Source organism: Pantoea sp. Fr-CA_6, from assembly GCF_024520895.1.
In the GTDB taxonomy this organism is placed as follows: Bacteria; Pseudomonadota; Gammaproteobacteria; order Enterobacterales; family Enterobacteriaceae; genus Pantoea; species Pantoea agglomerans.
Genome location: NZ_JALNPO010000006.1, coordinates 209985 through 236413, shown reverse-complemented (window position 1 = coordinate 236413; position 26429 = coordinate 209985). Strand labels below are relative to the sequence as shown.

Sequence of the window (26429 nt, the reverse complement as noted above, 5' to 3'; positions counted from 1 at the left end):
TGGAACTGTTATGCAAAAAGTTGTCCTCGCAACCGGCAATCCCGGCAAAGTGCGTGAGCTGGCGGAGTTACTCTCCGCCTTTGGTCTGGATATCGTCGCACAGACCGACCTTGGGGTTGAATCGGCGGAAGAGACCGGCCTGACCTTTATTGAGAACGCGATTCTCAAGGCGCGTCACGCGGCACAGATCACCGGATTACCGGCTATTGCCGATGATTCCGGCCTGGCCGTAGATGCGCTGGGCGGCGCGCCCGGCATCTACTCGGCGCGCTACGCCGGTGAAGAGGCCAGCGATCAACAGAACCTGGAGAAGCTGCTGCAGGCGCTGGAAAACGTGCCGGACGGTCAGCGCCAGGCACAATTTCACTGCGTGCTGGTCTATCTGCGTCATGCGGAAGATCCGACCCCGCTGGTGTTCCATGGCAGCTGGCAGGGTGAGATCACCCGCGCCGCCGCTGGTGCCGGTGGTTTTGGTTACGACCCGATTTTCTTTGTCCCGGCACTGGGTAAAACCGCGGCCGAACTAAGTAAAGCGGAGAAAGGTGCAGTTTCTCACCGGGGTAAAGCATTGACGCTGTTGCTGGAAGCGATGCGTAATGCCTAATCTGCCGCCGTTAAGTCTCTATATCCACATTCCGTGGTGCGTACAGAAATGTCCCTACTGTGATTTTAATTCCCACGCGCTGAAAGATGAGGTGCCGCACGTTGAATACGTGCAGCACCTGTTGCGCGATCTGGAGATCGATTTACCGCTGATCAATGGCCGGGAAGTGCGCACGATCTTCATCGGTGGCGGCACGCCCAGCCTGCTGAGCAGCAGCGCGATGCAGATGCTGATGGATGGTGTGCGGGAGCGTCTGACGCTCTCGCCCGATGCGGAAGTGACCATGGAAGCCAATCCGGGCACCGTGGAAGCGGACCGGTTCAGCGCCTATCAGCGCGCCGGTATCAACCGTATTTCGATTGGCGTACAGAGTTTCAGTCCGCAAAAGCTGCAGCGCCTTGGCCGCATTCACGGCCCGGAAGAGGCGGTCCGCGCCGCTGAACTGGCCGAGTCGCTCTCGCTGCGCAGTTTTAACCTTGACCTGATGCATGGCCTGCCCGATCAGTCGCTGGAAGAGGCGCTCGATGATTTACGTCAGGCGATTGCGCTTAATCCACCGCATCTCTCCTGGTATCAGCTCACGATTGAACCCAACACCCTTTTTGGCTCACGCCCGCCGGTGCTGCCGGATGATGATGCGCTATGGGATATTTTCGAACAGGGCGATCAGCTGTTGCAGGCTGCCGGTTATCAGCAGTATGAGACCTCTGCCTACGCGAAGCCGGGTTATCGCTGTGAGCACAACCTCAACTACTGGCGCTTTGGCGACTATCTGGGGATTGGGTGTGGCGCACACGGTAAGCTGACGCAACCGGATGGCCGCATAGTCCGCACGGTGAAAACCCGTCATCCGCGTGGATTTATGCAGGGGAACTACCGCGAAAAGCAGTATGACGTTGCCGATAGCGACAAGCCGTTTGAATATTTCATGAACCGCTTTCGCCTGCTGGAAGCCGCGCCGCGTGACGAGTTCAGCCGCTATACCGGTTTATCAGAGCAGGTGATCCGTCCGCAGATGGATGCCGCGATTGCCGCTGGTTACGTGACTGAAACCGCGGAGCAGTGGCAGATTACGGAGAAAGGGAAGCTGTTCCTGAATTCGCTGCTGGAGCTGTTCTTAGCGGAAGAGTAACAAAAGCGCCTCAGCCCGACAGGCTGAGGCGTTGACCTATTTTTTCAGTGCGCCGGTAAGCTGTTTACGCTGATCTTCCAGCGAAATAACGCGATTACACACCTCGTGACCGAAGTTCTGGAAATCCTGCTCCTGCTTGCTCCACTCAGCCTGAATCGACTGCTGCAAACCGCCCAGATTACCCATAATCGCCTGCAGCGGATTACTGCCGCCGCTGCCCTGCTTACTGCCCATCTCGTTCAGGCTATCCTGCATCACGCCGCCCAGTGTCGACTGCACCAGCCTTTCACCTTCGGCGCGAACCTGATCAATCGCCTGATGGTGGAACGTCAGCCCATCTTCACGGTGTTCAATGATGCGGTTCATCTGCTGTTTCAGCTGACCATTCAGCGTGGTCAGGCGATTACGCACGTTGCTGTCGGTGCCCAGTTTTTCAACAATGACCTGATCCAGTGCCGCACGCCCTTTCTCCAGACGTGATGTCGCCCCGCTGTCGATCCACGGCAGATCGCGACGCAGCGCGTTCTGATAGTCGATCGCTTTCTGGCGTCCGGCCGTATCGAGCGTGACCTTCTGTCCATTGAACTGCACGTCGCCCTGCGGCGAGATTTCCATATTGCCGTTGGCACCGACCACCTGCACGCTCTGCGGCTTAATCACCACATCGTCCTGCGGCTTAACGCTGCATTCATAGGCTGCCTGAGCCTGGGTTGCTGCCACCAGCAGCACAGCAAGAAGCGCTTTACGCATCATATCTACTCCCTAAGATCGGGTCTGAAACCCTTTGATCGGGCCTCAGCCCGACACTGTGTGACGACTTAGTCCCACCAGACGTCAAAGAGTTCAGTCATCTGAACGTCCTGCAGCTTGCGATCTTCCAGCCATTTACGAACCAGAGCACGATGCTCATCGGTGCATTTGCCGGTTTTCTGCAGGCAAACCAGACCTTCCCACACCAGGTAACCGCTGCCATCGAAGGCCAGGCCGTTAGGGTCGATCGCTTCATTGATGAACTGGTTCAGCGTCTCATCAATTTCGCTTTCGCTGGTGCCTTCCGGGAAGCGCCAGGCAACCGAGAAGCCCAGTTCCTGAAACTCATCAATGTGCAGTTTTTTACGTAAACGGCGGCTGCGTTGTGTGGCCATTATTTCACCCTCTCAAACATTAAATCCCATACGCCGTGGCCTAAACGCTGCCCGCGCTGCTCAAACTTGGTCAGTGGACGCGTCTCAGGACGCGGCACATAATTCTGTTGTTCTGACTGGTTGCGGTAACCATCGATGCTGTTCATCACTTCCAGCATATGCTCCGCGTAGGCTTCCCAGTCGGTTGCCATGTGGAAAACGCCGCCCAGCTTCAGTTTACGCATCACCAGCTCGGCAAAAGGCACCTGGACGATACGGCGTTTATTGTGACGCGCTTTATGCCACGGATCGGGGAAGAAGAGCTGAACCATGCGCAGCGAGTTATCCGGAATCATCTTCTCCAGCACTTCCACCGCGTCATGGCACATCACCCGAAGGTTCTGCACATCGGCTTCTTTGGCGGCGGCCAGACAGGCACCCACGCCCGGCGCATGCACTTCAATACCCAGGAAGTTCTGATGCGGCGTGTTTTGCGCCATCGTTACCAGCGAAGCACCCATACCAAAGCCAATTTCCAGCGTCACCGGGGCTTCGCGACCAAACAGCGCGGGCAGATCGACAGGCTCCGGCTGATATTCCACCCCCATGACCGGCCACAGGGTGTCCAGCGCCTGCTGCTGGCCTTTGGTTAAGCGGCCCTGGCGGCGCACAAAGCTGCGGATCCGGCGTAATGGCCGCCCGTTCTCATCAAATTCTGGGGTGATGACGTCATTAATCATGTAAAAGCCTGCTGGTTAGCCTGTTCCGGGAAACGGGCATTATGCAAAGTTCATAAGCAGAAGCAAGCCTTTGCAATCTTCCGGTTTACACCCAGGTGCGCATGTGCTGGAATTCCTGCCTGAGTGTAGAGTAAACACGGAAAATTTCCTTCTTATGATGCAAGCGCCGCAGTTCGCGCAACAGGTGCTGGACTGGTATCAGCGCTTTGGTCGCAAAACCCTGCCGTGGCAGTTGGAGAAAACGCCTTACAAGGTGTGGCTCTCCGAAGTGATGCTACAGCAAACCCAGGTTGCCACGGTTATTCCCTATTTTGAACGCTTTATGGCGCGCTTCCCCACGGTCACCGATCTGGCTGCGGCTCCGCTGGATGAGGTGTTACATCTCTGGACCGGCCTCGGCTACTACGCCCGTGCGCGTAATCTGCATAAAGCCGCAAAGCAGATTGTCGAGGTTCATCAGGGCGAGTTCCCGCGTAATTTCGATGATGTCTCTGCCCTGCCCGGCGTAGGCCGCTCCACGGCGGGCGCGATCCTGTCGCTGTCACTGGGGCAGCATTTCCCGATTCTGGATGGTAACGTCAAGCGCGTGCTGGCCCGTTGCTATGCCGTCAGCGGCTGGCCGGGTAAGAAAGAGGTCGAAAAGCGGCTCTGGCAGATCAGCGAAGAGGTCACACCCGCCGAGGGCGTCAGCCAGTTTAATCAGGCGATGATGGATCTGGGTGCTATCGTGTGTACCCGATCAAAGCCGAAGTGCGAAATCTGCCCGCTGAACAGCGGTTGTGAGGCGTATGCCAGCAGCAGCTGGGCGAGCTATCCCGGTAAGAAGCCTAAGCAGGTGCTGCCAGAGCGCAGCGGCTGGTTCCTGATGATGCAGGATGGTGATGATGTCTGGCTGGAGCAGCGCCCGCCTGTGGGCTTGTGGGGCGGCCTGTTCTGCTTCCCGCAGTTCACAACGGAAGCGGCGATGACCGACTGGCTGGCGGCCCGCGGCATCCATGCAAAACCGCAGCAGCTTACTGCGTTCCGTCACACCTTCAGCCATTTCCATCTCGATATCGTGCCAATGTGGCTGACGTGGCCTTCTGTCGGGGCGGCGATGGATGAAGCAGGCGGTCTCTGGTATAACTTAGCGCTGCCACCATCTGTGGGATTAGCCGCACCCGTTGAGCGCCTGTTACACGAGCTGCGCCATCCCCGACAACTGGCTTTGAACAGTTGTGAGATTAATGAGGAAGAATAATGAGCCGCACTATTTTTTGTACTTTTTTACAGCGCGACGCGGAAGGACAGGATTTTCAGCTCTACCCGGGCGATCTGGGTAAGCGCATTTACAACGACATTTCTAAAGAAGCCTGGCAGAAGTGGATGGCGAAACAGACCATGTTGATCAACGAGAAGAAGCTCAACATGATGAATCCCGAAGATCGTAAAGTGCTGGAGAAGGAGATGATCAATTTCCTGTTCGAAGGTAAAGACGTTCATATCGAAGGCTATACACCGCCAGAAGCGTAAACATTCCGGGCCTCATCGCTGAGGCCGGTTATCCAGGTCAGGCTTGCATTCCCAATGAATAAAAAATTAATCGCCCTGCTGGTGATAGCACCACTTTTGGTTTCCTGTTCCGGGTCAAAGAAACAGCAGTCCCACGAGGAGTGGGTAAAAGATACCAACGCCTTTGATATTCTGATGGGGCAGTTTGCTCATAATATTGAGAATATCTGGGGTATCAATGAGGTCCTGATCGCCGGACCCAAAGATTACGTCAAATATAGCGACAACTATTACACCCGCAGCCACATTAACTTTGAAAGCGGTAAGCTGACCATCGAGACGATTTCTGGCACCGATCCTATGGCCAGCCTGCGTCAGGCAATCGTGACCACCCTGTTGATTGGCGAAGATCCGGGTAATGTCGATCTCTACTCTGACGCCAACGATATTGAAATCAGTAAAGAGCCGCTGCTGTATGGGCAGGTGCTGGATAATACCGGTCAGCCGATTCGCTGGCAGGGTCGCGCGGAAGCCTTTGCTGACTATCTGATTCAGAATAAATTGCAGCGCCGCACCTCGGGTCTGCATGTGATTTACACCATTTCGATTCCGATGGTGCCGAACCACCTGGATAAGCGTGCGCACAAATACCTGCCGATGGTGCGTAAAGCCGCCGATCAGTATGGTGTTGATGCCTCGTTGATTCTGGCGATTATGCAGACCGAGTCGAGCTTTAACCCCTACGCCGTGAGCCATTCTGATGCGCTGGGTCTGATGCAGGTGGTGCAGCATACTGCCGGTGTTGACGTGTTCCGCATGAAGGGTAAATGGGGCAAGCCGAGCCGCAGCTACCTGCTGGATCCAGAGAACAATATTGATGCGGGTACCGCTTATCTGTCGCTGTTGCAGCGTAGCTATCTGGGCGGCATTCAGGATCCGGTGTCACGTCGTTATGCGGTGATCACCGCCTATAACGGCGGCGCAGGCAGCGTGCTGCGCGTCTTCTCCAGCGATAAAGATCGAGCGTTTTCGATGATTAACGGCATGTCACCGAGCAAGGTTTATTCGACCCTGGCGAACCAGCATCCGTCGGCGGAGTCGCGTCGTTATCTTTATAAGGTGAGTACCGCGCAGAAGAGTTATCGGGGATTCTGATTGGCTCAGCGCTAAAGCCGGGGGGAGTGTTCGCTGCGCGAACGGGCTTGGGTGCAGCGCCTGAAGCTGGGATTGTTCGCTGCGCGAACAGGCTATGAGAAGGTTTCGTTCGCTTAGCAGCGGGTATGCACTGAGCGGGTTCCGCCCGCCAGGCGATCAGGAGTGCAGCGCCTGAAGCTGGGATTGTTCGCTGCGCGAACAGGCTATGAGAAGGTTTCGTTCGCTTAGCCGCGGGTATGCACTGAGCGGGTTCCGCCCGCCAGGCGGTCAGGAGTTTCAGATCGCCCGAGCAGGCGGACGTATTAAGGGGCGGACGCCCGCCCCTTAATAATCCCGGCGTCCGGCTGCCTGCGCGCCCCGCTGTGCGGGGTACCTTCGTCACGCCCTGCAGCCGACGGACCGTCCGGACTCGCCATCCCTGGCTCGTGCCGTCCTTTCGCCGACGTCCTGTCGGCTCATCCTGGCCTCCGGTTGTTCCTCAGCGCTTCGGACGCCTCTCCCAAACCCCCGCCTGTAATTATCTTTTCATTTCGCTGTTGCCGTGCTGTCTGATGGTCTGATAGCGAAGACCATCCCGGAAACTTACAGCGACAGCGAACCTGCCATAAAAAAGCAGAGATAACAGCGAGGGGGTGGGGAGGCCGTCAGAACCGCTGAGCGGATGAGGGATTTCAGGACGAGCGACAGGGATGTCGCGAAGAGGCGGGTTCGCGCCATGGATGGCGCGTCCCGCCGGTCCGTGAGAAATCCTGAAGTAGCGAAGGGACCGCGAAGCGGCGGTGAAGCAGGCCGGAGCCCGGGGTCAAGGGGGCGCGGCGACTGGCGCCCCCTTGTCGGTCGCCTGCAGAGGCGAATCTGAAACTGCCCGGCTTACCAGGCGAACGAAAACCTCTCACAGCCCGTTCGCGCAGCGAACCCAGGGCCTGCCGGGCAAAACCTGCTCAGTGCATACCCGCTGCAAAGCGTACACCGCCGCCAGGCGAAACCTTCTCAGCCCCGTTCGCGCAGCGAACAAAAAGGCAGGCGGGCCGCTACCCGCCTCTGCCCACGCTCAGATCAGCGCCCCACTATCATATTCGCCACCAGATACTTCCGTCCCTGGTCATCCTCTTCGGTGTAAACGCCCTGCAGCTCTGGTGAGAAGCCAGGCAGCAGATTAAGCCCCTCTTCCAGCGCCAGGAAGTAACGCTGCACCGCACCGCCCCAGACTTCCCCAGGGACTACGCACAGCACACCCGGTGGATAAGGCAGTGCACCTTCTGCGGCAACCCGGCCTTGTGCTTCGGCTATCGGCACCAGCTCCACTTCGCCGCGAATATAAGCCTGATGCGCATCCTGCGGATTCACCCTGACCGGCGGGAACTCCGCGGCGCGGAACATCAGGCGCTGCAGATCCTTGACGTTGTGACTGACGTAAAGGTCGTGCATCTCCTGGCAGAGGCGACGCAGGGTATACCCGGCATAGCGTTCGGCATTTTTGCGGTAAATGGTCGGCAGCACTTCGGCCAGCGGCGCATCCTCTTTGACGTGCTGTTCGAACTGCGCCAGCATCGCCACCAGATTCGCCATCTTCTCCGGACTCTCTGCCGGGGTCAGCAGGAACAGGATTGAGTTGAGATCGCACTTCTCCGGCACAATGCCGTTTTCGCGCAGATAGTTCGCCAGAATGGTCGCCGGAATCCCGAAATCACTATACTCACCGCTGGCCGCATCAATCCCCGGCGTGGTCAGCAACAGCTTGCAGGGATCCACCCGATACTGATCGCGCGCATAACCCGCGAAACCGTGCCACTTCGCCTGCGGTTCAAAGCTGAAGTAGCGCAGATCGCGGGCGATCGTCTCAGTGGGCGCATCCTGCCAGCGCTGACCATCCACCGTCTCCGGTACAAACGGCAGGATCATCTCACAGCGATCCAGGATCGCTTTACGCGCCTCAATACCCAGCGTGACGCACTCATCCCACATGCGACGCCCCGCTTCGCCCTGATGCATTCTGGCGTTGATATCCAGCGCGGCAAACAGCGGATAAAACGGACTGGTTGATGCGTGCAGCATAAAGGCGTTATTCAGTCGCTTATGCGGGCAGAAGCGGCGCTGTCCGCGAATATGATTATCTTTTTTATGGATCTGCGAAGTCTGCGAAAAACCTGCCAGCTGCTTATGCACTGACTGCGTGACAAAAATGCCGGGATCGTTCTCATTCAGTTGCAGGGTCAGCGGCGAACAGCCTTCCATCAGTGGAATGAACTGCTCATAGCCCAGCCACGCGGAATCAAACAGGATGTAATCACACAGATGGCCGATGCGATCCACCACCTGACGCGCGTTGTAGACCGTGCCGTCGTAGGTGCCCAGCTGGATGATCGCCAGACGGAAAGGCCGTTCTTCAGCCGCGCGCTGCGGAGCCACGGCCGCGATCTGCTCGCGCAGATAAGCCTCATCAAAACAGTGCGCGTCAATGCCGCCAATAAAGCCGAAAGGATTGCGCGTCGCTTCAAGATAAACCGGGGTCGCGCCCGCCTGAATCAGCGCGCCATGATGGTTCGACTTGTGATTGTTGCGGTCGAACAGCACCAGATCGCCACGCGTCAGCAGCGCATTGGTCACCACTTTGTTGGCACTTGAGGTGCCGTTGAGCACAAAGTAGGTTTTATCGGCGTTGAACACCTTTGCCGCATACTTCTGCGCATCTTTGGCCGAGCCTTCGTGGATCAGCAGATCGCCCAGTTTGACGTCGGCATTGCACATATCAGAGCGGAAAACATTCTCGCCGTAGAAGTCATAAAACTGTTTGCCCGCCGGATGCTTTTTAAAGAAAGCACCGCCCTGATGTCCGGGACAGGCAAAGGTGCTGTTCTGCATATCGACATAGCGGGTCAGCGTCTCGAAGAAAGGGGGCAGCAGCGCCGCTTCATACGCCTGCGCAGCCGCTTCCAGCGCGATCCACTCCTGCGGATCGCCATTCAGCTCACCGCTGACGCCGGGCAGGTGCATCACCTCTTCTTCAAACGCGTTAGCGACAAACACTGGCAGATTAAAGCCGGTATGACGCAGCAGCGCCAGCACGCCGCTACGGGTATCCGCCAGCGAGACGACAACCGCCGCCACATCGGTGAAATCGGTGTTATCCAGCGTCACCACGTCTCGCGCAGTGTTCAGGGTCAGACTGGGCGCCACAGCGGCGCTGGCAGCAATTTTCAGTGGAGTCATAACAGAATCCCTAACGTCAGGGAGGAAGTGCCAGAGGCACAATTATGGGGACAGTGCCCCGGCGAATACTTAACAGTCAGAAGGCGTTACGCAGCCCGTGGAGAGCAGATCCATAGCCGCTGCCCGGCAGGCCTCACCGCATGGTGAATAACGGAGATATCGGAAAAGAGGAAAACCCGGTGAGCGCCGGAAAAAGCGAACGGTAATCCGGGCGGATGCGCGGTGAACCGGACATGGCGACGTCCTCTGTGGCAAAGAAGCAGGGTCAAAAAGTGGCGGTCATAATGTCATCTTTTTCAGGCATGGACAACCCGAACCAGGTAATTATTCAGTCACATCCTTAGCATGTAACAATATGATTTTTATAGTCTATTTATCATGAAAAATTCATAATGCGACTAATTATCTGAATTATATGCAGATTTATGCACTTAACTCACTGCCGCTGTCAGCGTGCTTTTCCGCTCGTGTTGTCTCCATTGCCTGCAGACGCGACCATTGCCCTACCGCATTGCATCTGCCAGGCGTAAACTGATCTTCTCTTTCCCACTCTGCCGGAGGCTGCATGTTCAAGGCACTGGTCATTGAAAATGACGAACAAGGTTACCGTTCCCTGCTGAAAGATCTCCCCGAATCTCAACTGCCCGACCACGATGTCACGCTCGACGTCAGCTACTCATCCCTGAACTACAAAGATGCCCTGGCTATCTGTAACAAAGGCCCGATTGTGCGCCATTTCCCGATGGTGCCAGGTATCGATTTTGTTGGCCGGGTGACGGCCAGCCGCCATTCCGACTGGAAAGAGGATGATGTGGCACTGCTGACGGGCTGGGGCGTGGGCGAAAAACAGTGGGGCGGCCTGGCACAGAAAGCCAGCGTCAGTGGCGACTGGCTGGTGCGCCCGCCCGCCACGCTGAGTCCGCTGCAAACCATGGCAATCGGTACGGCGGGACTGACCGCAATGCTCTGCGTGATGGCGCTGGAAAAACAGGGCATCACACCTGAACAGGGGCCGGTACTGGTAACCGGTGCCAGTGGCGGCGTCGGCAGCTATAGCGTCAGCCTGCTGGCGCGTCTGGGTTATCAGGTGATCGCTTCCAGCGGGCGCACCAGCGACCATGCCTATCTGATTGATACGCTGGGCGCGGCATCGGTCATTGACCGTGAAGAACTCTCCCAACCCGGCAAGCCACTGGCAAAAGAGCGCTGGGCCGCCGCGATAGACAGCGTCGGCAGTCACACCCTGGCGAATGTGCTGGCCGCCACCCAGCGGGACGGCGCGGTTGCCGCCTGTGGTATGGCGCAGGGACTCGACCTGCCAGCCAGCGTCGCACCCTTTATTTTGCGTGGCGTTACGCTGGCCGGTGTCGATAGCGTGATGTGTCCGAAGCCGCTTCGTCAGCAGGCGTGGCAACGACTCGGTGAGCTGATGGATAGCGAACGGCTCAGTAAGCTGAGCCGGGTGATCCCGCTAAGTGAAGCCAGAGAAGGTGCGCAGGCATTGCTGGATGGCAAAGTGCAGGGACGTCTGATTGTCGACTGCCGCTAAGCCTGTTTAAAGGCGCGTTTCGCGCCTTTAACGATCGGCTCGCTGCAGCCGTTTTATGAGTCCTTCCAGCGCGAACTGTGTCCCCTGCTCCATCACCGATTTCGGATCGCCGCTGAACTGATGGCACTCCGCTTCGTCTCTGCCGTCGGGCAATACCCAGCCAAACCAGATGGTGCCCGCCGGTGTACCATCTTCGCCGCCATCCGGTCCGGCATAGCCGGTAATGGATAATCCCACCGGCTCGCCGGAGCGGGCGCAGGCGCCCTGCACCATCTCCCGCGCCGTCTGTTCGCTCACCGCCGTATGCTGTTTCAGCGTGTCAGGGCGCACCCCCAGCAGACGGATTTTGGCATTTTCGCTGTAGGTCACAAAGCCGCTGGTATAAAAGTCTCCGCTGTTTTCCACCGCGGCCAGCGTCATGCTGATCAGCCCGGCGGTACAGGATTCGGCGGTCGCCAGATGAAGTCCGGAAGAGAGTAAAATATTCCCCAGTTGCTCAGCGGTCTGATCTAATGATTTTGCCATTATGGTCTCCTTGAATCTGTCCGGAACTCCAGGTATAGCGCAAAATCAGCGAATAAAACCGCGCAAGGCGATGTTTTTAAAGCGAAACGGTCTAAATACGCAGCTGGATATGCGGCTGTCCACTCCCGGTATGCGCCACTACCTGCAGATCGGCCTGGTACCAGCGCGTCAGCGTCGCTTCCGTCATCACCGTCTGCGGCGAGCCTTGTGCCACCAGTCGGCCTGCGTGCAGCAGCAGTATGCGATCGGCCCACAATGAGGCCTGATTAAGGTCATGTAACACGGTACAGACGGTGAGATCTCCGGCGCGCGTCAGCTGGCGTAATAAACGCAGGGTTTGCTGCTGCCAGAAGAGATCCAGCGCCGAAGTCGGCTCATCCAGAAACAGCCAGCCGCGTGGTCTTCCCTCATGCCAGAGCTGTGCCAGCACCCGCGCCAGCTGCACCCGTTGTTGTTCACCGCCGGAGAGCTGGCGGTAATCGCGCTGCGCCAGCCCTTCACAACCTGTCAGCCGCATAACCTCAGCCACAATCTGCGACGTCTGCGCCTCCGGCCAGGGCGCACGGCCCATCGCCACGACCGACTGCGCAGACTGTGAAAACGTCAGGTTGTTCTGCTGGCGCATCACTGCCCGGCGTCGTGCCAGCTGCTCACGCGGCCATGCCGTCAGCCGTCGATCGCCCAGCCAGCACTCGCCCCGATCGGGCGACAGAAATCCCGTCAGCATCCGCAATAGCGTCGACTTACCTGCGCCGTTGGGGCCAATCAGCGCCACCAGCTCGCCACCTGACAGCGTAACATCGAGATTATCGATAACAGTTTTGCCGCCGCGCGCGAGACACAACCCCCTGGCCTGTAAAATGTCCATCACTCCAGCCCTCGCTGTTGACGCAGAATCAGCCAGAGAAACCACGGACCACCAATCAGGCTGGTCAGCAACCCCACCGGCATCTCGGCCGGAACCACCAGAGTGCGCGCCAGCGTATCGGCCAGCAGCAGCAGAATCGCCCCCGCCAGCGCTGAGCCGGGCAGCAGCCAGCGATGATCGCCGCCAAGGCAAAAACGCATCACGTGTGGCACCACCAGTCCGACGAAGCCGATCACGCCGCTGACCGAGACCGCCGTACCGACCAGCAACGCACTGAGGATCAGCAGCTGATGCTGAGTACGCTTCACATCAACGCCCATGTAGTGCGCATCCTCTTCGCCCGCCTGCAGCAGGTTAAGGTGGCGGGCGCGAGTCTGTAACAGCAGCAAGGCTGGCAGAATCAGCAGCAGGCAGATCAGCAGTGCGGGCCACTGTGCCTGGCTGAGGCTTCCCATGCCCCATAGCGACAGCTGGCGCAGCTGCTGGTCGTTGCTCAGCCATGACAGCACGCCTACCGCTGCCCCGCACAACGCATTAATCGCAATGCCGACCAGCAACAGCCGCGAAAGATTGCCGCGCGCCAGCCGACTGAAACTGAAGATCAGCAGTGTAACCAGCAGGCTGCCGATAAACGCGGCGATCATCGGTAGCCACAATGCCAGCGGTGCTGGCAACGTCAGCGGAATAATGATTGCCAGCGCCACCGCCAGTCCCGCCCCGCTGCTGATCCCCAGCAGACCGGGATCGGCCAGTGGGTTACGAAAAACACCCTGCATCACTGCGCCAGAGACTGCCAGCGCCATGCCCATCACCACCGCCAGCAGCACGCGCGGCAGGCGAATATCCAGCCAGATCTGCCAGATAAGATCGCTGAGCGGTGCCTGCCACAGCGCCCGCACTGAAAGCGACATCGCCCCCAGATTTGCCGCCAGCATCATCGCCACCAGCAGGAAGATCAGCATCAGCATCAGGCCACGCAGCGCATTATCCTTAATCATGGTTTAGCGATTCCGCCGCCTGGCGCAATTTCACGATTGCCCGTGGCGTATCAAGGCCAAACCCCAGCAGTGCCATGGTGTCGATCACCAGCAGACGATGCTGCTGCCCGGCAGGCGTCAGCGCCAGACCCGGTAACTGCCACAGTTGCGCTTCGCCGCCCAGGGTTTTCAGGCCATCCTCGCCTATTACCACCAGATCCGGCGCGGCGGCGATCACCCCTTCCTGCGACAGTGCCTGATAGTGCGGCACCGGGCCCATAGCATTCTCCAGCCCGGCGCTGCGAATGGCGCCATCGGCCGCAGTCTGATTTCCAGCCGCCATCGACTTCATGCCGCTGTTCGCCATGATGTAGAGCACTTTTACCGGCAGCGGTTGCTGCGGCAACTGGCGAATCTGCTGCGTCATTTGCTGCGCCAGTGCCTGAGCTTCGCTTTCACGCTGCAGCGCCTGGCCCACAGTGATAATTTTCTGCGGAATTGCCTGCAGGCTGCTGTCGCCGCTGACCGTGACCACCCTGACGCCCGCGCGGGCAATCTGTTGCAGCACCAGCGACGGTTGCGCCTGCGCGCTGGCGATCACCAGTGTCGGTTTCAGTGCCAGAATGCCTTCGGCGTTGAGCTGACGCATATAACCCACGTCCGGCAGTCGGGCGGCCTGCGCCGGACGCAGACTGGTGCTGTCGCGCGCCACCAGCTGTGACTGGGCATCCAGCGCATAGATAATCTGAGTAACGTCACCGCCAATCGACACCACCCGCTCCGCCGCCAGTGATGGCAGCGTCATCAGCAGCCATAACAGCATCGCTCTTTTCATGCCGCCGCTCCCGGCGTGCGGAGTGCGCCAATCTGCTCGCGCCAGCGTGACTGCTCTGGCGTACCTTCCGTGCGCTGACCGTAGAGCTGGGCGATCTGCGTGCCGTCGGCGGCGAACAGTTCCAGGCTGGTAACAAAGCCATCGCCCGTTGGCTTGCGTGTTACCCAGCTTTCGCAGATCTGATCAGCCATCAGATGCAGGGTGAACTTCGGATTGAAGATGTTGAGCCAGTTTTCCACTGGCTGCAGCTTCTCTACCCTGCCGGTGAAAATCTGAGTACAGCCACGGTTGCCGACAAAAATCATAATTTCATTGCCCGCCTGCTGTGCCATCTGTAGCAGGCGCTCAAGCGCGTCGTTGCCGGTCTGCCAGGCGAGATCCTCACCCACCGCGCGAAACGCCTGCGGCCGTGACACCTGGTGGCGCTTCAGCAACGCGAAAAACTGATGAACATCGGTCATGGCGCGCCATTCACGGTCGATGGCGGTGGCATCAATCGCCTCCGTCAGGGGAGCAGCGGCAACCGGCTCAACCACGAGCGGCGTCGCCGCGGCGTCGGTAAAGTCGGCGATCAGCGTCTGCCACACTGCCATGTTGGTCTGCTCCGTGGCGTAAACTTTCAGCACCGCATCGCCATGACGATCAAAAATCTGAATGCTGTGACGAACGCCCTGCCCGGTCGGCTCCTGCAGAGCAAAGGCGCTGCACCACTGACCGACGAACAGGCGCAGATCGAGCGCACGGGGATTAAGCACCAGGCCACCATGTGCGCCAATCTGCACATTGTGGTATTCACCCAGATGTTCATGTACCGCATAAGCGTTACGGGTAATGTTTTTGGTTTCGCCGGCTGCGCCCAGTGCCTTCAGCAACGCCGGAAAATCGCGTTTCAGCGCCACGGCATCAACGCCGATGCGCGCTTCACACAATTCCGCTTCGCTGATGCCGATCAGCGCGGCCAGGTCGCGGGCATATTTCTTCGGTTGTTCACCTTTAAGGACAAGATAGTGCTGATAAATCAGGTTCATGACTCAGGCTCTCTTAGTAGTGCACTGCATCAGCGCAGGGCGACGGCTATCAAAAATCGACGTTAACACCTAACTGGAAAGTACGGCCCGGCATCACGGCCAGTGCCTGATCGTTGCGCTCCTGCTGAGTGGCGCTGGTCAGTTCACGGCTGCTGAGGTAATCCCGGTATTTGCGATCGGTTATGTTGTAAAGCCCGCCACTCAGCCTGACGTTGTGCGCGACACGCCAGTAAGCGGTCATATCCACCATGCCATAACCCGGCACCCGCATGTAATCGGTGCTGGAGTCGGCCAGGCTGCTGCCGTTGTTAGCGAAGCTTTCGCGGTTAGTCGCACTGGCTTGCTTACCTTTGACAAAGGTAGCGGTAACGGCGGCACCGTAGCCGCGCGCCACATCATCCCAGGCGAGTCCGACGATCGCTTTCATCGGGGCAACACTCTCAAGGTCGATGTAGCGGTCACCAAGGTAGCTCGACTTTGCCGCGCCCTGCGTGTAACCAAACGCCAGATTGGCGCTCAGACCCTCGACCTCGCTGAACCAGCTACCGAAGTTCACTTTACTGCTGATTTCAGCCCCGTAGATGTAGGCTTTATCGCGGTTCTCCGCCTGATAGGTGGTGTAAATGTTGGCAGGCACATTGACGAACTGACCCGGATTAGCCGCCCGGCTGTAGCGGGTAAAGGCAATAAAGTTTTTATAGTCGTTATAAAAAGCGGCAGCGTTAAGCGTGACGCCTTTTGCCACCTCTCCTTTTACACCCCACTCGTAGTTGTTGCTGGTTTCGGTTTTCAGATCTGCATTACCAATCAGCGCATACTGCGCGGTGCCGGCATAGCTGGAGCCAAGGTTCCATGAACCATAAAGCTGGGTATCGTTGGGGAACTGCGCGCCACGGGTATATTGCAGATAAGTCATCAGCTTCGGTGTCAGATCGTACTGGAAGGCGATCGACGGCAATATCTGGGTGTCGCTGTTTGGCGATCCATAGAGCGCTGAAACTTCGCTGGCGTCGAGCACGCTACTGTTCGTGGTCAGCGTCGCCACATCACGCGGTCGGGTGTTCTGATAGGCCACGCGCGCGCCCGGCACGATGGCCGCCCGATGTCCGTCAGCATCGAAGCTGATGGTATCCTGCAGATAACCACCCACGGTGTAGCTGCGACTGTTAGCCTGCGGCTGCATGATCGCAGTAAAAGCACTGGCTGGCGGTGACTGACGGAAAGGTCGCTCAGTATCCACCAGGCGCGCATTCAGCCCGGCACTCAGTTCATGTCGCCCGACGCTTTTGAGCGCGCGGGTGTCAAAACCGTAGCTGTCGCTGTTGTAGTCGGAATAGACGGTTTGCCTGGCGGTGGCACTCGACGGCATCCGGGTGTTGTCATGCGCCTGGGTCTGCTGCCAGTAAATGCGGGTCGTCAGGCTGTCGATCAGGTCATTGTAAGGGGTGTACTCATCCGCCAGGCTGATGCCCCAGCGGCGGGTATCACTCTGCTGCTGTGCCGTCCCCCAGACTGTATTGCCTGAAGTGCTCCAGCTGTCGTAATGGCTGTGGTGGGTTTTGTGATAGTAATCGACCGTCGCGCTGAGCTTGTGAGCATCATTGGGCTGCCAGATGCCGGAGGTCATAAAGGCGTCGGAGTGCCAGTTAGCGGGATACGCATCCAGCGTATCGCTGTTGTTACGGGTCTGCTGTCCGTCACGGCGGCTGTAAACAAAGATGCCGCGCAGCTCATCGTCACCGGCAGCGGCGGTGATGCCGTTATGCCAGCTGCGACTGGATGAGTCATAGTCGCTCTGATAACTGAACGCGGTCGCTTTTCCGGGATGCAGGTAATCGTCGGGAGACTTATTACGGAACGAGACGTTGCCGCCAATCGAGGTGTTCGGCTGTTCCACTGCTGTGGCGCCCTTCTCAATCTCAATACGGCCAAACATATAAGGATCGATGTAATCGCGGCCAATGCCAAAGCTGTCGAGACCTGCGCGTCCTACATAGCTGCGGCCAGTGGCCTGCGGCAACGGAATACCGTCCACATCCAGACCGACGCGGTTGCTTTCGAGGCCACGAATGTTGTAGCCGGTATAACCGGCCCGATCAAAACCGCTCTTACCGGCTGATGAACCGCCACGGGTACCGGTAGCACTGATCAAAGGTTCATAGCGCATGATCGATCCAAAGTCAGTGGCACCACGCTGTTGCAGATCGCTGGCAGAGAGCGAGGTTTTACTGCCTGCCGTTTTTTTAATTTCCGGTGCCGTCACCGTCATTACCGGTTCGGCACTGCTGCCATAGCGGTCAGAAAGGGTTAGCGTGGCAGATTCACTGCCCGCAGCATAAGTGCAGGTGGTATTGATGAAGGTGGCGAGCAACGCCAGTTGAGTCAGACGCGGTTGCGTCAATCTCCGAAAACGTGGTGACATAGGCGCGAATTACCTGATTAATTGTTAGTATTCGCTCACTTGCTTGCTGGCAACAGTAAAACGGCTCCGCATAAAAGCCGTGAAAAGTCAGAACATCATGCTGGTGTAGTAATTATCGCCCGGAATTTAATGCAACTGATAATCATTATCAATCTTATTTACATTTAGATATAAACCACAGCGCACAAATTGTTAACCCGAATGCATTGGCATTTATCAACACATAAAGGAATAGAGTTATGGCGCAAAAACCTGTGGTTGTTATTCACTACTGTATGCAATGCAACTGGCTGATGCGGTCAGCGTGGATGGCACAGGAACTTCTGCATACGTTCGCTGAGGATCTGGCGGAGGTAACGCTGAAACCGGGCACCGGCGGTATCTTTGAGATTACGCTGGATGAGCATCTGCTGTGGGAACGTAAGCGTGATGGTGGCTTCCCGGATGCGACCACGCTGAAACAGCGTGTACGGGACATCTGCTTCCCGGATCGTACGCTGGGCCATATCGACAAACACAAAACTGAAGTCAGCTAACTCCGCGATTAGCTGAGGGTGATTTTTTCTGCCGCGTCGTGCAGCGCTTTAATCAGCGTCTGCAGCGCGGCTTCTGAGATATCTTCCTGCGCAAGCCGCCGGTTCAGCGCGACCTTCAGCCCATGAATCGCCTGCTCAACAGCAGGAATGCTGCGGTTATTGACCAGAATCGCCAGCGTAGAGAGACGTGTAATCAGGCTGCTGACCGTTTCACGGTTCTCTGCCAGATGCGCCTCTCCCGCTGCCGTCAGGCGGTAGGCTTTACGCGTTGCCTGCGCATCCACCACCTGAATCGCCTCCATCTCTTCCAGCAGCGTCAGGTTGGGGTAAATGATCCCCGGACTGGGCGAATACTCTCCCTTTGACAGCTCCTCGACAGACTTGATCAGCTCATAGCCGTGCGCGGCATTCTGCGCCAGGAAATGGAGCATCAGCAGGCGAATCTCGCTCGCTTCCAGCATCTTTTCACGTCGCTTGCGCCGTCCGCTGCAACTGCCTGCGCGCGCAGTCTGATCCTCAGTTGAAGTGGAAGTCGGATGCTGTTTCATGGCCTGCCCTGCTGCGAAAAAAGTGGGATTGATGGTAGTGCGCTGCCTGGCAAAACTCAATTGCCTTAGTGACTTACTTCTGGTGCCAGTAGGCCACCGCCCGCACGAAGTCACTGTTGAGGCCGCGCTGCACCGTAAAGTAGTCACACAGCGCTTTAACAAACTCACCTTCGCCGGTCAGCCAGACAAAGTAATCTTCCGTCGGGATAGTGATCTGATCCAGCCGGGCAATCAGCTGGCTGAGCTGCGCTTTCTGCATCTGGCCGCTGCCGAGCCAGTTTGTCGTCACATCAGCCGTATCAGATAAATAGTCGCGGCCCGTCGCTTCATCGGTAAAGGCATAGAGATGCAGCGCCTGCGCCCGGGCGTCACGCTGACGGCGCACAAAAGCCGGCAGCCCGGTTTCATCACAGACATAGAGCTGGAATGCGTAATCGGTCGGCACCACCAGCGAGCCGCGTGGCCCGCCGACAATCAACCGATCGCCAGGCTGCGCCTGAGTTGCCCAGTCACTGGCTACGCCCTGCTCATGAATATAGAAATCGAGGGTCAGTGAAGATTCACCATCGAATTCCAGCGGTGTGTAATCACGCGCCTGCGGACGCAGCCCTTCGGGCCAGACAATCCCCGCATCGGTGATTTGTGGCAGAGCCAGTGTGGCTCCTTCAGCGGAAGGGAAGAAAACCTTAATGTGGTCATCAAAGCCTGGCGACGTAAAGCCCGCCAGATCGCTACCGCTGAACCGGATGCGCCAGAATTTACCGGCAATGTTAGTTTTACTCGCGACCTGAATATGACGGAAACGCAATTCATTACGGACGCGCTGTGGTACACGCTGATCGGCTGATACAGGCAAAATTTCTCTCCTGAAACGGGATGGATGCCCGTGACTCAAAGGCATGCTGATAATAATGGAATAACAATCATTCTCACCTGAAGTGCCAAGATTAGCTATGATATATCTTCACTGCAAGAACGAAAAATGCGATCCAGCGGCTTAAGATATATTTTATGCCTGTACGGGTGTGCGTAGTGCAGACGAAGAGCGGCCCTGATAAGAGCGTGCAGTGAGAGGTAAGCAGCAGGTGCGGGGGTGTTTACGGGGCAGGCAGAGAAGGCGGAAACTGTCCGGCTCCTGACGAGCCGGGCATGATGTTGCGCCGCACATTCTGGCAGCGCGTGACCAGTTACAGTGTGTCGTTGAATCCTGAGAGGGAAGGATTGCTGCTGGTGTGTTCCGGCAGCTCACCATCACCCAGAATTTCATGCTGGGTGGCCTGAGAGTGCGGATGCAGTCCGGCAGGAGGTGAAAAAGGTTCAGCCTGTTGTGCCATCGCCATGACAGGCAATGCCAGGATCAGTGAAATCATTAAGCGTCGCATAGTTGTCTTCGTTTGTTTTTTTGACCAGAAAAGGCCTGAAATGCAGGTAAATATTCCAGCCCTGGCACAGATGCACGATGATTCAGGCATGGCAGGGTTTCGGGAGAGGATTTTACGCTAGAACGGCGAGTTATTTTATAAAATCGTGCGGTTTGTCACGGTTTACCGCACGAATTATGCATTAACAGGGTCGGGAGCCACACACCCTGCCCTGCTGGCTACGCCTGCATCACCGGAATAGAAAAAACGCCGCTCAGCCAGTCGGGCTTACAGTGCGCAAAATCGAGACGCAGCAGATCTTTACCCGGACGACGTGACACACCCAGTGCTGGCAGATGCTGATAGTAGATATCCTCGATAAAGCGTGTCAGCTGCTCCGGGCTGCCGCTCCAGCGGATCGACGCATAGAGTCCACGAACCTCGCTCCAGCTGGCGGTGTTGTCACCCAGCAGCCCGGCATGTTGCGGCTCCAGCGCCTGAAACAGGCTGATATTTTGCTGATCAGCAGAGCTATGGCCCGGGCCATACTGAAAGCCTAACCAGCCATGCGACACGCGGCCGCCCGCCAGCGCCACCAGTTGCCGCGCCTGTTCAGCCACCCGGTGATCGCGATCGGCAATGTAATCGCCAAACTTACACTCCCACTCCAGCGTTTCTCCGCACAGATGCAGCTCTTCCTCACGCTCCACCAGCGTTGCACGCTCTGCCAGCGATCGCACCAGAATGCGGCCATGGAAGTTTTTAACCGGCAAATGGGGAATACGGCGAAACACGCCAGGCGTCAGCGAAAAGTGACCTTTGAATACCCGGGTAAAATTTTGCTGGTTATCAAAACCAAAACGTACGGCGATATCGATCAGCGTCATGCGGGTCAGACGCAGCGCCATAGCGGCCATCGTCAGACGCCGTTTACGGGTGTAAGCCGCCAGGGTCTGTCCGGTCATCTCCTTAAACATGCGCTGCATGTGCCATTTGGAATAACCTGACTTGAGGGTAATCTGATCGATATTAAGATCGTCGGTGAGATTGGCTTCAATCCACTCGACCAGATCGTTGATGTGCTGTTTTTTAATGGCCTGACTGAGCATGATGGCGATTTACGACGCGGGTTAGGACTGGGATTTCAGTTACAAAAGGATAACAAAAATCGCAAATCGGTGTAAGGAAAGGGTAAGCATTGCGCGCCCGTTCAGGGCGTTTCCGCATTAATTGCTTAGGTTACTAACTAAAAAAGGCTGACTTACGTCAGCCTTCTGATTATTGATAAAAACTGCGCCGGATAGCTGTAAGACGGAGCCTGCGACAACTAATGACTGCGCATTCCGGCCGCTGTCATCATCATGCGGAACAGCGAGGCGACAACGCCCAGCGCCAGTACGCTGGCGGCATAGATAAATACCAGCCACATCACACGCTTCCACCATGGCGCTTTCGTTTCTTCATTGTGATTGTGGTCTTTCATGCTGCTGAGGCTTTTCATATCAATGATATCCTGCGTCTGCTTTGATTTTTCCACGGAACACGTAGTAGCTCCAGAAGGTGTAGCCCAGGATCATCGGGATAATCAGCAGGCTACCCACCAGCATAAAGGCCTGGCTCTGCGGCGGTGAGGCGGCAGCCCAGATGGTCACTGATGGCGGAATAATGTTTGGCCAGATACTGATGCCCAGCCCGGAGAAGCCCAGGAAGATCAGCGCCAGCGTCAGCAGGAACGGTGAATAGTGCGCCTCGCGTTTAATGGCGCGCACAATGCCCCACGAACAGAGCAGCACCAATACCGGAACCGGCAGGAACAGGAACAGGTTGGGTTTGCTGAACCAGCGATGCGCGATATCAGCATGCGCAAACGGTGTCCACAGGCTGATGATGCCGATAATCACTAACAGCGCAATCACCAGCGGCGTAGCCAGCGCAGACATTTTACGGTGCAGTTCGTTCTCGGTCTTCATGATAAGCCAGGTGCAGCCCAGCAACGCGTAGGCAACAACCAGACCCACGCCGCAGAACAGCGGGAACGGTGCCAGCCAGTCCATTGCGGAACCGGCAAAACGGCGTCCCTCAACCGGAATACCATCCAGCAACGCACCCACGGCCACACCCTGACTGAAGGTGGCGATGACTGAACCGGCAATAAACGACTTGTCCCAGAAGGCCCGATGGCCTTCTACCGCCTTGAAACGGAACTCAAAGGCGACACCACGGAAAATCAGGCCAATCAGCATAGCGGTCAGCGGAATCGACAGCGCATCGGCAATTACCGCATAGGCCAGCGGGAACGCGCCGAACAGGCCAGCGCCACCCAGAACCAGCCAGGTTTCATTTCCGTCCCAGACCGGCGCGACGGTGTTAACCATCATGTCGCGCTCGCCAGCATCTTTATTGAACGGGAACAGCAGACCAATACCCAGGTCGAAGCCATCCATCACGATATACATCAGGGTTGCGAAAACGATAATCGCAAACCAGATAACGGAATAATCGATCATCTTAGTGGTCTCCATCCTTAAAGGTGGCAGCGGAAAGCGGACGCGCCGGGGTTTTCTTCTGACCAGGACCACCCTCTTCGGTGATATGGCCTTCGCCGGTAACCGGTCCCTGCTTAATCAGACGCATCATGTAGTGATACCCCACGCCGAACACCGAGCTGTAGACCAGAATAAAGGCCAGCAGGCTGATGCTCATGTGCATATCCCCATGTGCCGAGACCGCATCAATCGTGCGCTGCACGCCATAGACCACCCACGGCTGACGACCGATTTCAGTGGTAAACCAGCCTGCCAGAATCGCAATCAGACCCGAGGGCCCCATCAACAGCGCAAACCACAGGAAAGGACGCGACTCATAGAGACGCCCTTTGAAACGCAGCCACAGGCTGACCACGCCCAGCGTAATCATCAGCAGGCCCAGCGCCACCATCACGCGGAAGGACCAGAAGATGACCGTTGAATTAGGCCGGTCCTCTTTCGGGAAGGACTTCAGCGCCGGGACCTGCTTGTCCAGGCTATGCGTCAGAATCAGGCTGCCAAGATAAGGCACCTCCAGCGCATACTTGGTACGTTCCTGCTCCATGTCGGGGATCCCGAACAGGATCAGCGGTGTGGCTTCCCCCGGTGGGTTTTCCCAGTGCCCTTCAATCGCCGCGATTTTGGCAGGCTGATGTTCCAGCGTATTCAGACCATGAGCATCACCAATCATCGCCTGAATCGGCGCGACAATCAGCGCCATCCACAACGCCATTGAGAACATCTTGCGGATTGCGGGATTGTTATTCCCCTTCAGCAGATGCCAGGCCGCCGACGATCCCACAAAGAAAGCACTCGCCAGGAACGCCGCTACAGACATATGGAACAGGCGATAAGGGAATGAGGGGTTAAAGACGATTTTGAACCAGTCCTGCGGAACCACGATGCCATTCTGAATGATGTAGCCCTGAGGCGTATGCATCCAGCTGTTAGAGGCCAGGATCCAGAAGGTGGAAATCAGCGTACCGAGGGCGACCATACAGGTGGCAAAGAAGTGCAGCCCGGGACCCACGCGATTCCAGCCAAACAGCATCACGCCCAGGAAGCCCGCTTCCAGGAAGAACGCCGTCAGTACTTCATAGGTCAGCAGCGGACCGGTAATACTGCCAGCAAACTCCGAGAAGCCGCTCCAGTTCGTCCCGAACTGATAAGCCATGACCAGTCCTGATACCACACCCATGCCGAAGTTAACGGCAAAGATTTTCGACCAGAAATGGTAGAGATCGCGATAGGTATGATCGCGGGTTTTGAGCCACATACCTTCGAGCACGGCCAGAAAACTGGCGAGACCGATGGTGATGGCGGGAAAGATAATATGGAAGGAAACAGTAAATGCGAACTGAATCCTGGCCAGATGAAAGGCATCTAATCCGAACATTGCTTACCTCTTTGCCACATAGAACACCATGTATTTACTTATAATTAACAACTTAAGCCTGATGCGCCTGGTTCTCTGCGCTTATTAAAATTCCCGCCGCAAATTTAAAACTATTCGCGGCGAGGAAATAGAAACAGTGGGGTTAATGAAAACTATAACAGTCTTTATTGATTCTGATCATTGTTTTTGACGGGAATTATTTATTTAAAAATAAGGCCTAAAGGTTAATCAGAGCGTGTTTATGTGTCGTTAATGTTACGGTAATTTGTACTTTAAAAATCGATCGCGCTAAAGCGAACCTTGTCTGAAAAATGCCTTCAACAGGCTGTTTTCAGACACTATTTTGTTATAAACCCTGATTGAGAAAAGGTCAAATTTAAGAGACTCCAAATTAAATACCCTTATTTTTTAACAGGTTAAAAGAGTAAATAGTTACCTCTGCCGCTTTGTTTGCTTTTTTGCTTTTTCCTGGCTAATGCAGCTATAACTTCTGACAGAAAATACGCAGAACGGCGCTTTTAAGCGCCATCAGATATGTTAATAAAATGAGTCAAAAAGGAGGTATGAATTAACAGCGCGCTGCGGGCAGTCGATTATTCCGGGCCTGAGGTTCATAAAACGATTTAATAACCAGCAACCGTGCGAAAAGATCGACTGGATTATTTGCGCTGCCGTTACGTTATCGCGCTTTCAGGAAGTGAGATAACAGACAAATGGGGGTCAGAAATTTTGCAGCGAGTATACCCATGCCGTCACGTTATGACGGCTGATACAGGGTGATTTTACTCTGCCGCAGATTTTTCGCGCTGTGCCAGAATCCGGCTCAGGTTCAGCTCCAGCCAGTCAGCCAGCCCCACAACCTGTTCACCGACTTCGCGTCCAAGCGGGGTTAAGCGATATTCAACGTGCGGTGGCACCACATCGTAGGCGATACGCTGCACGAAGCCATCTTCTTCCAGGTAGCGCAGATTCTGCGCCAGCATCCGCTCGCTGACGCCACCGACCGTCCGGCGCAACGCGCTGAAGCGCAGCGTCTGGTCCTGCAGGGCCAGCAGAATTAATACGCTCCAGCGGCTGGTTACGCGTTTCAGCACGTCACGTGACGGGCAGTTGACGTTGAGCAATTCACCGCGGATAAATTTTTCACTCATTTTTTCAGACATTTAACTTATCCACCTCTAACTAACAATTCTGTAAGTACTTACTAAAAATTAGTTTATACACTAGTCTGAATTTCACCAACAGCCACAGGAGTATTAACATGATTGCAGTTACAGGTGCCACCGGCCAGCTGGGCCGTTTCGTGATTGATGCATTACTGAAAAAAGTCCCGGCGGGAGAAATTGTTGCCGCCGTCCGTACGCCTGCCAAAGCGGCCGATCTCGCAGCGCTGGGCGTCATTGTCCGTCAGGCCGATTATGGTCAGCCAGAGACGCTGGAGGCCGCTTTTGCAGGCGTGGATAAGCTGCTACTGATCTCCGGTAGTGAAGTGGGCCAGCGTGAAGCGCAGCATAAAGCCGTCATTGAGGCTGCTCGGGCGGCGGGCGTGGGCTTTATCGCTTACACCAGCCTGCTGCATGCGGATACCTCGCCGCTGGGCCTGGGCGTTGAACACCGTGCAACAGAAGCGCTGCTGAAAGCCTCTGGCATCCCGTTCGCCCTGCTGCGTAACGGCTGGTACAGCGAGAACTACGCAGCCAGCATCCCACCGGCGCTGGCGCATCATGCGTTTATTGGCGCAGCAGGCGAAGGTCGTATCGCCTCGGCAGCGCGTCAGGATTACGCCGAAGCGGCGGCAGAAGTAATGACCCGTGAGGATCAGGCGGGCAAAGTGTATGAACTGGCAGGTGATGACAGCTACACGCTGGCGCAGTTTGCTGCGGAGATTGCCGCACAGAGCGGTGAAAAGGTTGATTACGTCAATCTCTCTCAAAGTGAGTTTGCGGCGGCGCTGAAAAACGCAGGCCTGCCAGAAGGTCTGGCGGAAATGCTGGCGGATTCTGATGCCGGTGCAGAGAAAGGCGGTTTGTTCGATGACTCCCGTCAGCTAAGCCAGCTCATCGGTCGCCCCACCACCACCTGGCAGGCAGTCATTCGCGCGGCACTGGCAAATCGTTAATTCTGTCGTTCATGAGCGGACAATCGGGTCCGCTCACCTCACCTTCCTGCCCGAATTCCCGTTGGGTATGCCACTTTCTGCACTCTTTGCGGCTGCTGTTTCTTTTACAAAATGTGAATAAACGCCAGTTTTCTTCAGGTTAAATTTTTTTATTCAGGTCGCTAAGAGATTCATCTGAAATGCGTTTTTTGTGAACAGCGTTATATTTGGTTGAATTGTCTGGAATTTATCCAAAAACCTCGATTAATCGACAATATTTATTACGTTCATAGATATTCTGCATT

The 26429-nt window shown here is 56.4% G+C and carries 26 protein-coding genes; 8 read left to right on the top strand and 18 right to left on the bottom strand.

Annotated features, from left to right (window positions below; translation table 11 throughout):
• Nucleotides 1–10: 10 nt before the first annotated feature.
• Both NR201_RS13380 and hemW read left to right on the top strand, forming a co-directional pair.
• On the top strand, nt 11–604 hold the full coding sequence (locus NR201_RS13380; protein WP_010671072.1) for an XTP/dITP diphosphatase: 594 nt from the start codon (nt 11–13) through the stop codon (nt 602–604).
• Nucleotides 597–1736, top strand: coding sequence for a radical SAM family heme chaperone HemW (gene hemW, locus NR201_RS13375; protein WP_010248883.1), 1140 nt, complete (start codon nt 597–599; stop codon nt 1734–1736). The genes NR201_RS13380 and hemW overlap by 8 nt, the downstream gene beginning before the upstream one ends.
• A 36-nt stretch (nt 1737–1772) precedes the next feature.
• Here hemW and NR201_RS13370 read toward each other — a convergent pair whose 3' ends face one another.
• The 3 genes from NR201_RS13370 to trmB all read right to left on the bottom strand — a co-directional run bounded on the left by NR201_RS13370 (nt 1773) and on the right by trmB (nt 3600).
• Nucleotides 1773–2489, bottom strand: a complete 717-nt coding sequence (locus NR201_RS13370; protein WP_010248885.1) for a DUF2884 domain-containing protein — start codon at nt 2487–2489, stop codon at nt 1773–1775.
• 65 nt (nt 2490–2554) lie between these two features.
• On the bottom strand, nt 2555–2881 hold the full coding sequence (locus NR201_RS13365) for a YggL family protein (protein WP_003853403.1): 327 nt from the start codon (nt 2879–2881) through the stop codon (nt 2555–2557).
• Nucleotides 2881–3600 (bottom strand): tRNA (guanosine(46)-N7)-methyltransferase TrmB, encoded by a 720-nt coding sequence (gene trmB / locus NR201_RS13360; protein WP_010248887.1) that lies wholly within the window; start codon nt 3598–3600, stop codon nt 2881–2883. The genes NR201_RS13365 and trmB overlap by 1 nt, the downstream gene beginning before the upstream one ends.
• Nucleotides 3601–3754: 154 nt before the next feature.
• Between trmB and mutY the strand changes: the two genes are divergently transcribed.
• From mutY to mltC, 3 genes are read left to right on the top strand one after another with little or no spacing between them, the layout of a single operon-like run.
• Nucleotides 3755–4840 carry an A/G-specific adenine glycosylase gene (mutY, locus tag NR201_RS13355; RefSeq protein ID WP_033780716.1) on the top strand — a complete coding sequence of 362 codons (1086 nt, stop codon included), beginning with the start codon at nt 3755–3757 and terminating at the stop codon, nt 4838–4840.
• The gene (locus NR201_RS13350) at nt 4840–5112 is read left to right on the top strand and encodes an oxidative damage protection protein (RefSeq protein WP_003853409.1); all 273 of its coding nucleotides are present in this window, start codon (nt 4840–4842) and stop codon (nt 5110–5112) included. Before mutY ends, NR201_RS13350 begins: the two co-directional genes overlap by 1 nt.
• A 54-nt stretch (nt 5113–5166) precedes the next feature.
• Nucleotides 5167–6246 (top strand): membrane-bound lytic murein transglycosylase MltC, encoded by a 1080-nt coding sequence (gene mltC / locus NR201_RS13345; RefSeq protein ID WP_010248892.1) that lies wholly within the window; start codon nt 5167–5169, stop codon nt 6244–6246.
• Nucleotides 6247–7302: 1056 nt separating this feature from the next.
• On the opposite strand, the gene NR201_RS13340 is transcribed toward mltC, so the two are convergent.
• Nucleotides 7303–9456: an ornithine decarboxylase gene (locus NR201_RS13340; RefSeq protein ID WP_022623848.1), complete on the bottom strand. Its 2154-nt coding sequence runs from the start codon at nt 9454–9456 to the stop codon at nt 7303–7305.
• Between the two features lie 565 nt (nt 9457–10021).
• On the opposite strand from NR201_RS13340, the gene NR201_RS13335 reads away from it, so the two are divergent.
• Nucleotides 10022–11005, top strand: coding sequence for an MDR family oxidoreductase (locus NR201_RS13335; RefSeq protein ID WP_256849845.1), 984 nt, complete (start codon nt 10022–10024; stop codon nt 11003–11005).
• Nucleotides 11006–11032: 27 nt separating this feature from the next.
• Here the strand turns inward: NR201_RS13335 and NR201_RS13330 are convergent, their stop codons facing one another.
• From NR201_RS13330 to NR201_RS13305, 6 genes are all read right to left on the bottom strand, one after another.
• Nucleotides 11033–11530 carry a CinA family protein gene (locus NR201_RS13330; protein WP_010671076.1) on the bottom strand — a complete coding sequence of 166 codons (498 nt, stop codon included), beginning with the start codon at nt 11528–11530 and terminating at the stop codon, nt 11033–11035.
• A 91-nt stretch (nt 11531–11621) separates the two neighbouring features.
• Nucleotides 11622–12398, bottom strand: a complete 777-nt coding sequence (locus NR201_RS13325; protein ID WP_081113819.1) for a heme ABC transporter ATP-binding protein — start codon at nt 12396–12398, stop codon at nt 11622–11624.
• Nucleotides 12398–13396, bottom strand: a complete 999-nt coding sequence (locus tag NR201_RS13320; RefSeq protein WP_039388212.1) for an iron ABC transporter permease — start codon at nt 13394–13396, stop codon at nt 12398–12400. Before NR201_RS13320 ends, NR201_RS13325 begins: the two co-directional genes overlap by 1 nt.
• The gene (locus tag NR201_RS13315) at nt 13389–14210 is read right to left on the bottom strand and encodes a hemin ABC transporter substrate-binding protein (protein ID WP_111534617.1); all 822 of its coding nucleotides are present in this window, start codon (nt 14208–14210) and stop codon (nt 13389–13391) included. The genes NR201_RS13320 and NR201_RS13315 overlap by 8 nt, the downstream gene beginning before the upstream one ends.
• A complete protein-coding gene (locus NR201_RS13310) occupies nt 14207–15238 on the bottom strand; it encodes a hemin-degrading factor (RefSeq protein ID WP_256849844.1) in 1032 nt (343 codons plus the stop codon). Before NR201_RS13310 ends, NR201_RS13315 begins: the two co-directional genes overlap by 4 nt.
• Nucleotides 15239–15287: 49 nt before the next feature.
• Complete coding sequence (locus NR201_RS13305; RefSeq protein ID WP_256849843.1) at nt 15288–17660, bottom strand: TonB-dependent receptor domain-containing protein; 2373 nt, start codon at nt 17658–17660, stop codon at nt 15288–15290.
• A gap of 239 nt (nt 17661–17899) precedes the next feature.
• Between NR201_RS13305 and NR201_RS13300 the strand changes: the two genes are divergently transcribed.
• Nucleotides 17900–18196, top strand: coding sequence for a SelT/SelW/SelH family protein (locus NR201_RS13300; RefSeq protein WP_010248912.1), 297 nt, complete (start codon nt 17900–17902; stop codon nt 18194–18196).
• Between the two features lie 8 nt (nt 18197–18204).
• On the opposite strand, the gene NR201_RS13295 is transcribed toward NR201_RS13300, so the two are convergent.
• The 8 genes from NR201_RS13295 to NR201_RS13260 form a co-directional block, all read right to left on the bottom strand.
• A complete protein-coding gene (locus NR201_RS13295) occupies nt 18205–18744 on the bottom strand; it encodes a PadR family transcriptional regulator (RefSeq protein ID WP_256849842.1) in 540 nt (179 codons plus the stop codon).
• A 73-nt stretch (nt 18745–18817) separates the two neighbouring features.
• Nucleotides 18818–19600 carry a siderophore-interacting protein gene (locus NR201_RS13290; protein ID WP_306281384.1) on the bottom strand — a complete coding sequence of 261 codons (783 nt, stop codon included), beginning with the start codon at nt 19598–19600 and terminating at the stop codon, nt 18818–18820.
• A gap of 331 nt (nt 19601–19931) precedes the next feature.
• Nucleotides 19932–20126, bottom strand: coding sequence for a hypothetical protein (locus NR201_RS13285; protein WP_010671084.1), 195 nt, complete (start codon nt 20124–20126; stop codon nt 19932–19934).
• A gap of 218 nt (nt 20127–20344) precedes the next feature.
• On the bottom strand, nt 20345–21214 hold the full coding sequence (locus tag NR201_RS13280; protein WP_172608891.1) for a helix-turn-helix domain-containing protein: 870 nt from the start codon (nt 21212–21214) through the stop codon (nt 20345–20347).
• Between the two features lie 218 nt (nt 21215–21432).
• Nucleotides 21433–21606: a DUF2474 domain-containing protein gene (locus tag NR201_RS13275; protein WP_010671086.1), complete on the bottom strand. Its 174-nt coding sequence runs from the start codon at nt 21604–21606 to the stop codon at nt 21433–21435.
• Between the two features lies 1 nt (nt 21607).
• Nucleotides 21608–22612 carry a cytochrome d ubiquinol oxidase subunit II gene (cydB, locus tag NR201_RS13270; protein WP_010248926.1) on the bottom strand — a complete coding sequence of 335 codons (1005 nt, stop codon included), beginning with the start codon at nt 22610–22612 and terminating at the stop codon, nt 21608–21610.
• A gap of 1 nt (nt 22613) precedes the next feature.
• Nucleotides 22614–24026, bottom strand: coding sequence for a cytochrome ubiquinol oxidase subunit I (locus tag NR201_RS13265; protein WP_010671087.1), 1413 nt, complete (start codon nt 24024–24026; stop codon nt 22614–22616).
• A 782-nt stretch (nt 24027–24808) separates the two neighbouring features.
• The gene (locus NR201_RS13260; protein ID WP_010248931.1) at nt 24809–25189 is read right to left on the bottom strand and encodes a helix-turn-helix domain-containing protein; all 381 of its coding nucleotides are present in this window, start codon (nt 25187–25189) and stop codon (nt 24809–24811) included.
• Between the two features lie 98 nt (nt 25190–25287).
• Between NR201_RS13260 and NR201_RS13255 the strand changes: the two genes are divergently transcribed.
• Nucleotides 25288–26145, top strand: a complete 858-nt coding sequence (locus NR201_RS13255; protein ID WP_010671088.1) for an SDR family oxidoreductase — start codon at nt 25288–25290, stop codon at nt 26143–26145.
• Nucleotides 26146–26429 lie beyond the last annotated feature (284 nt).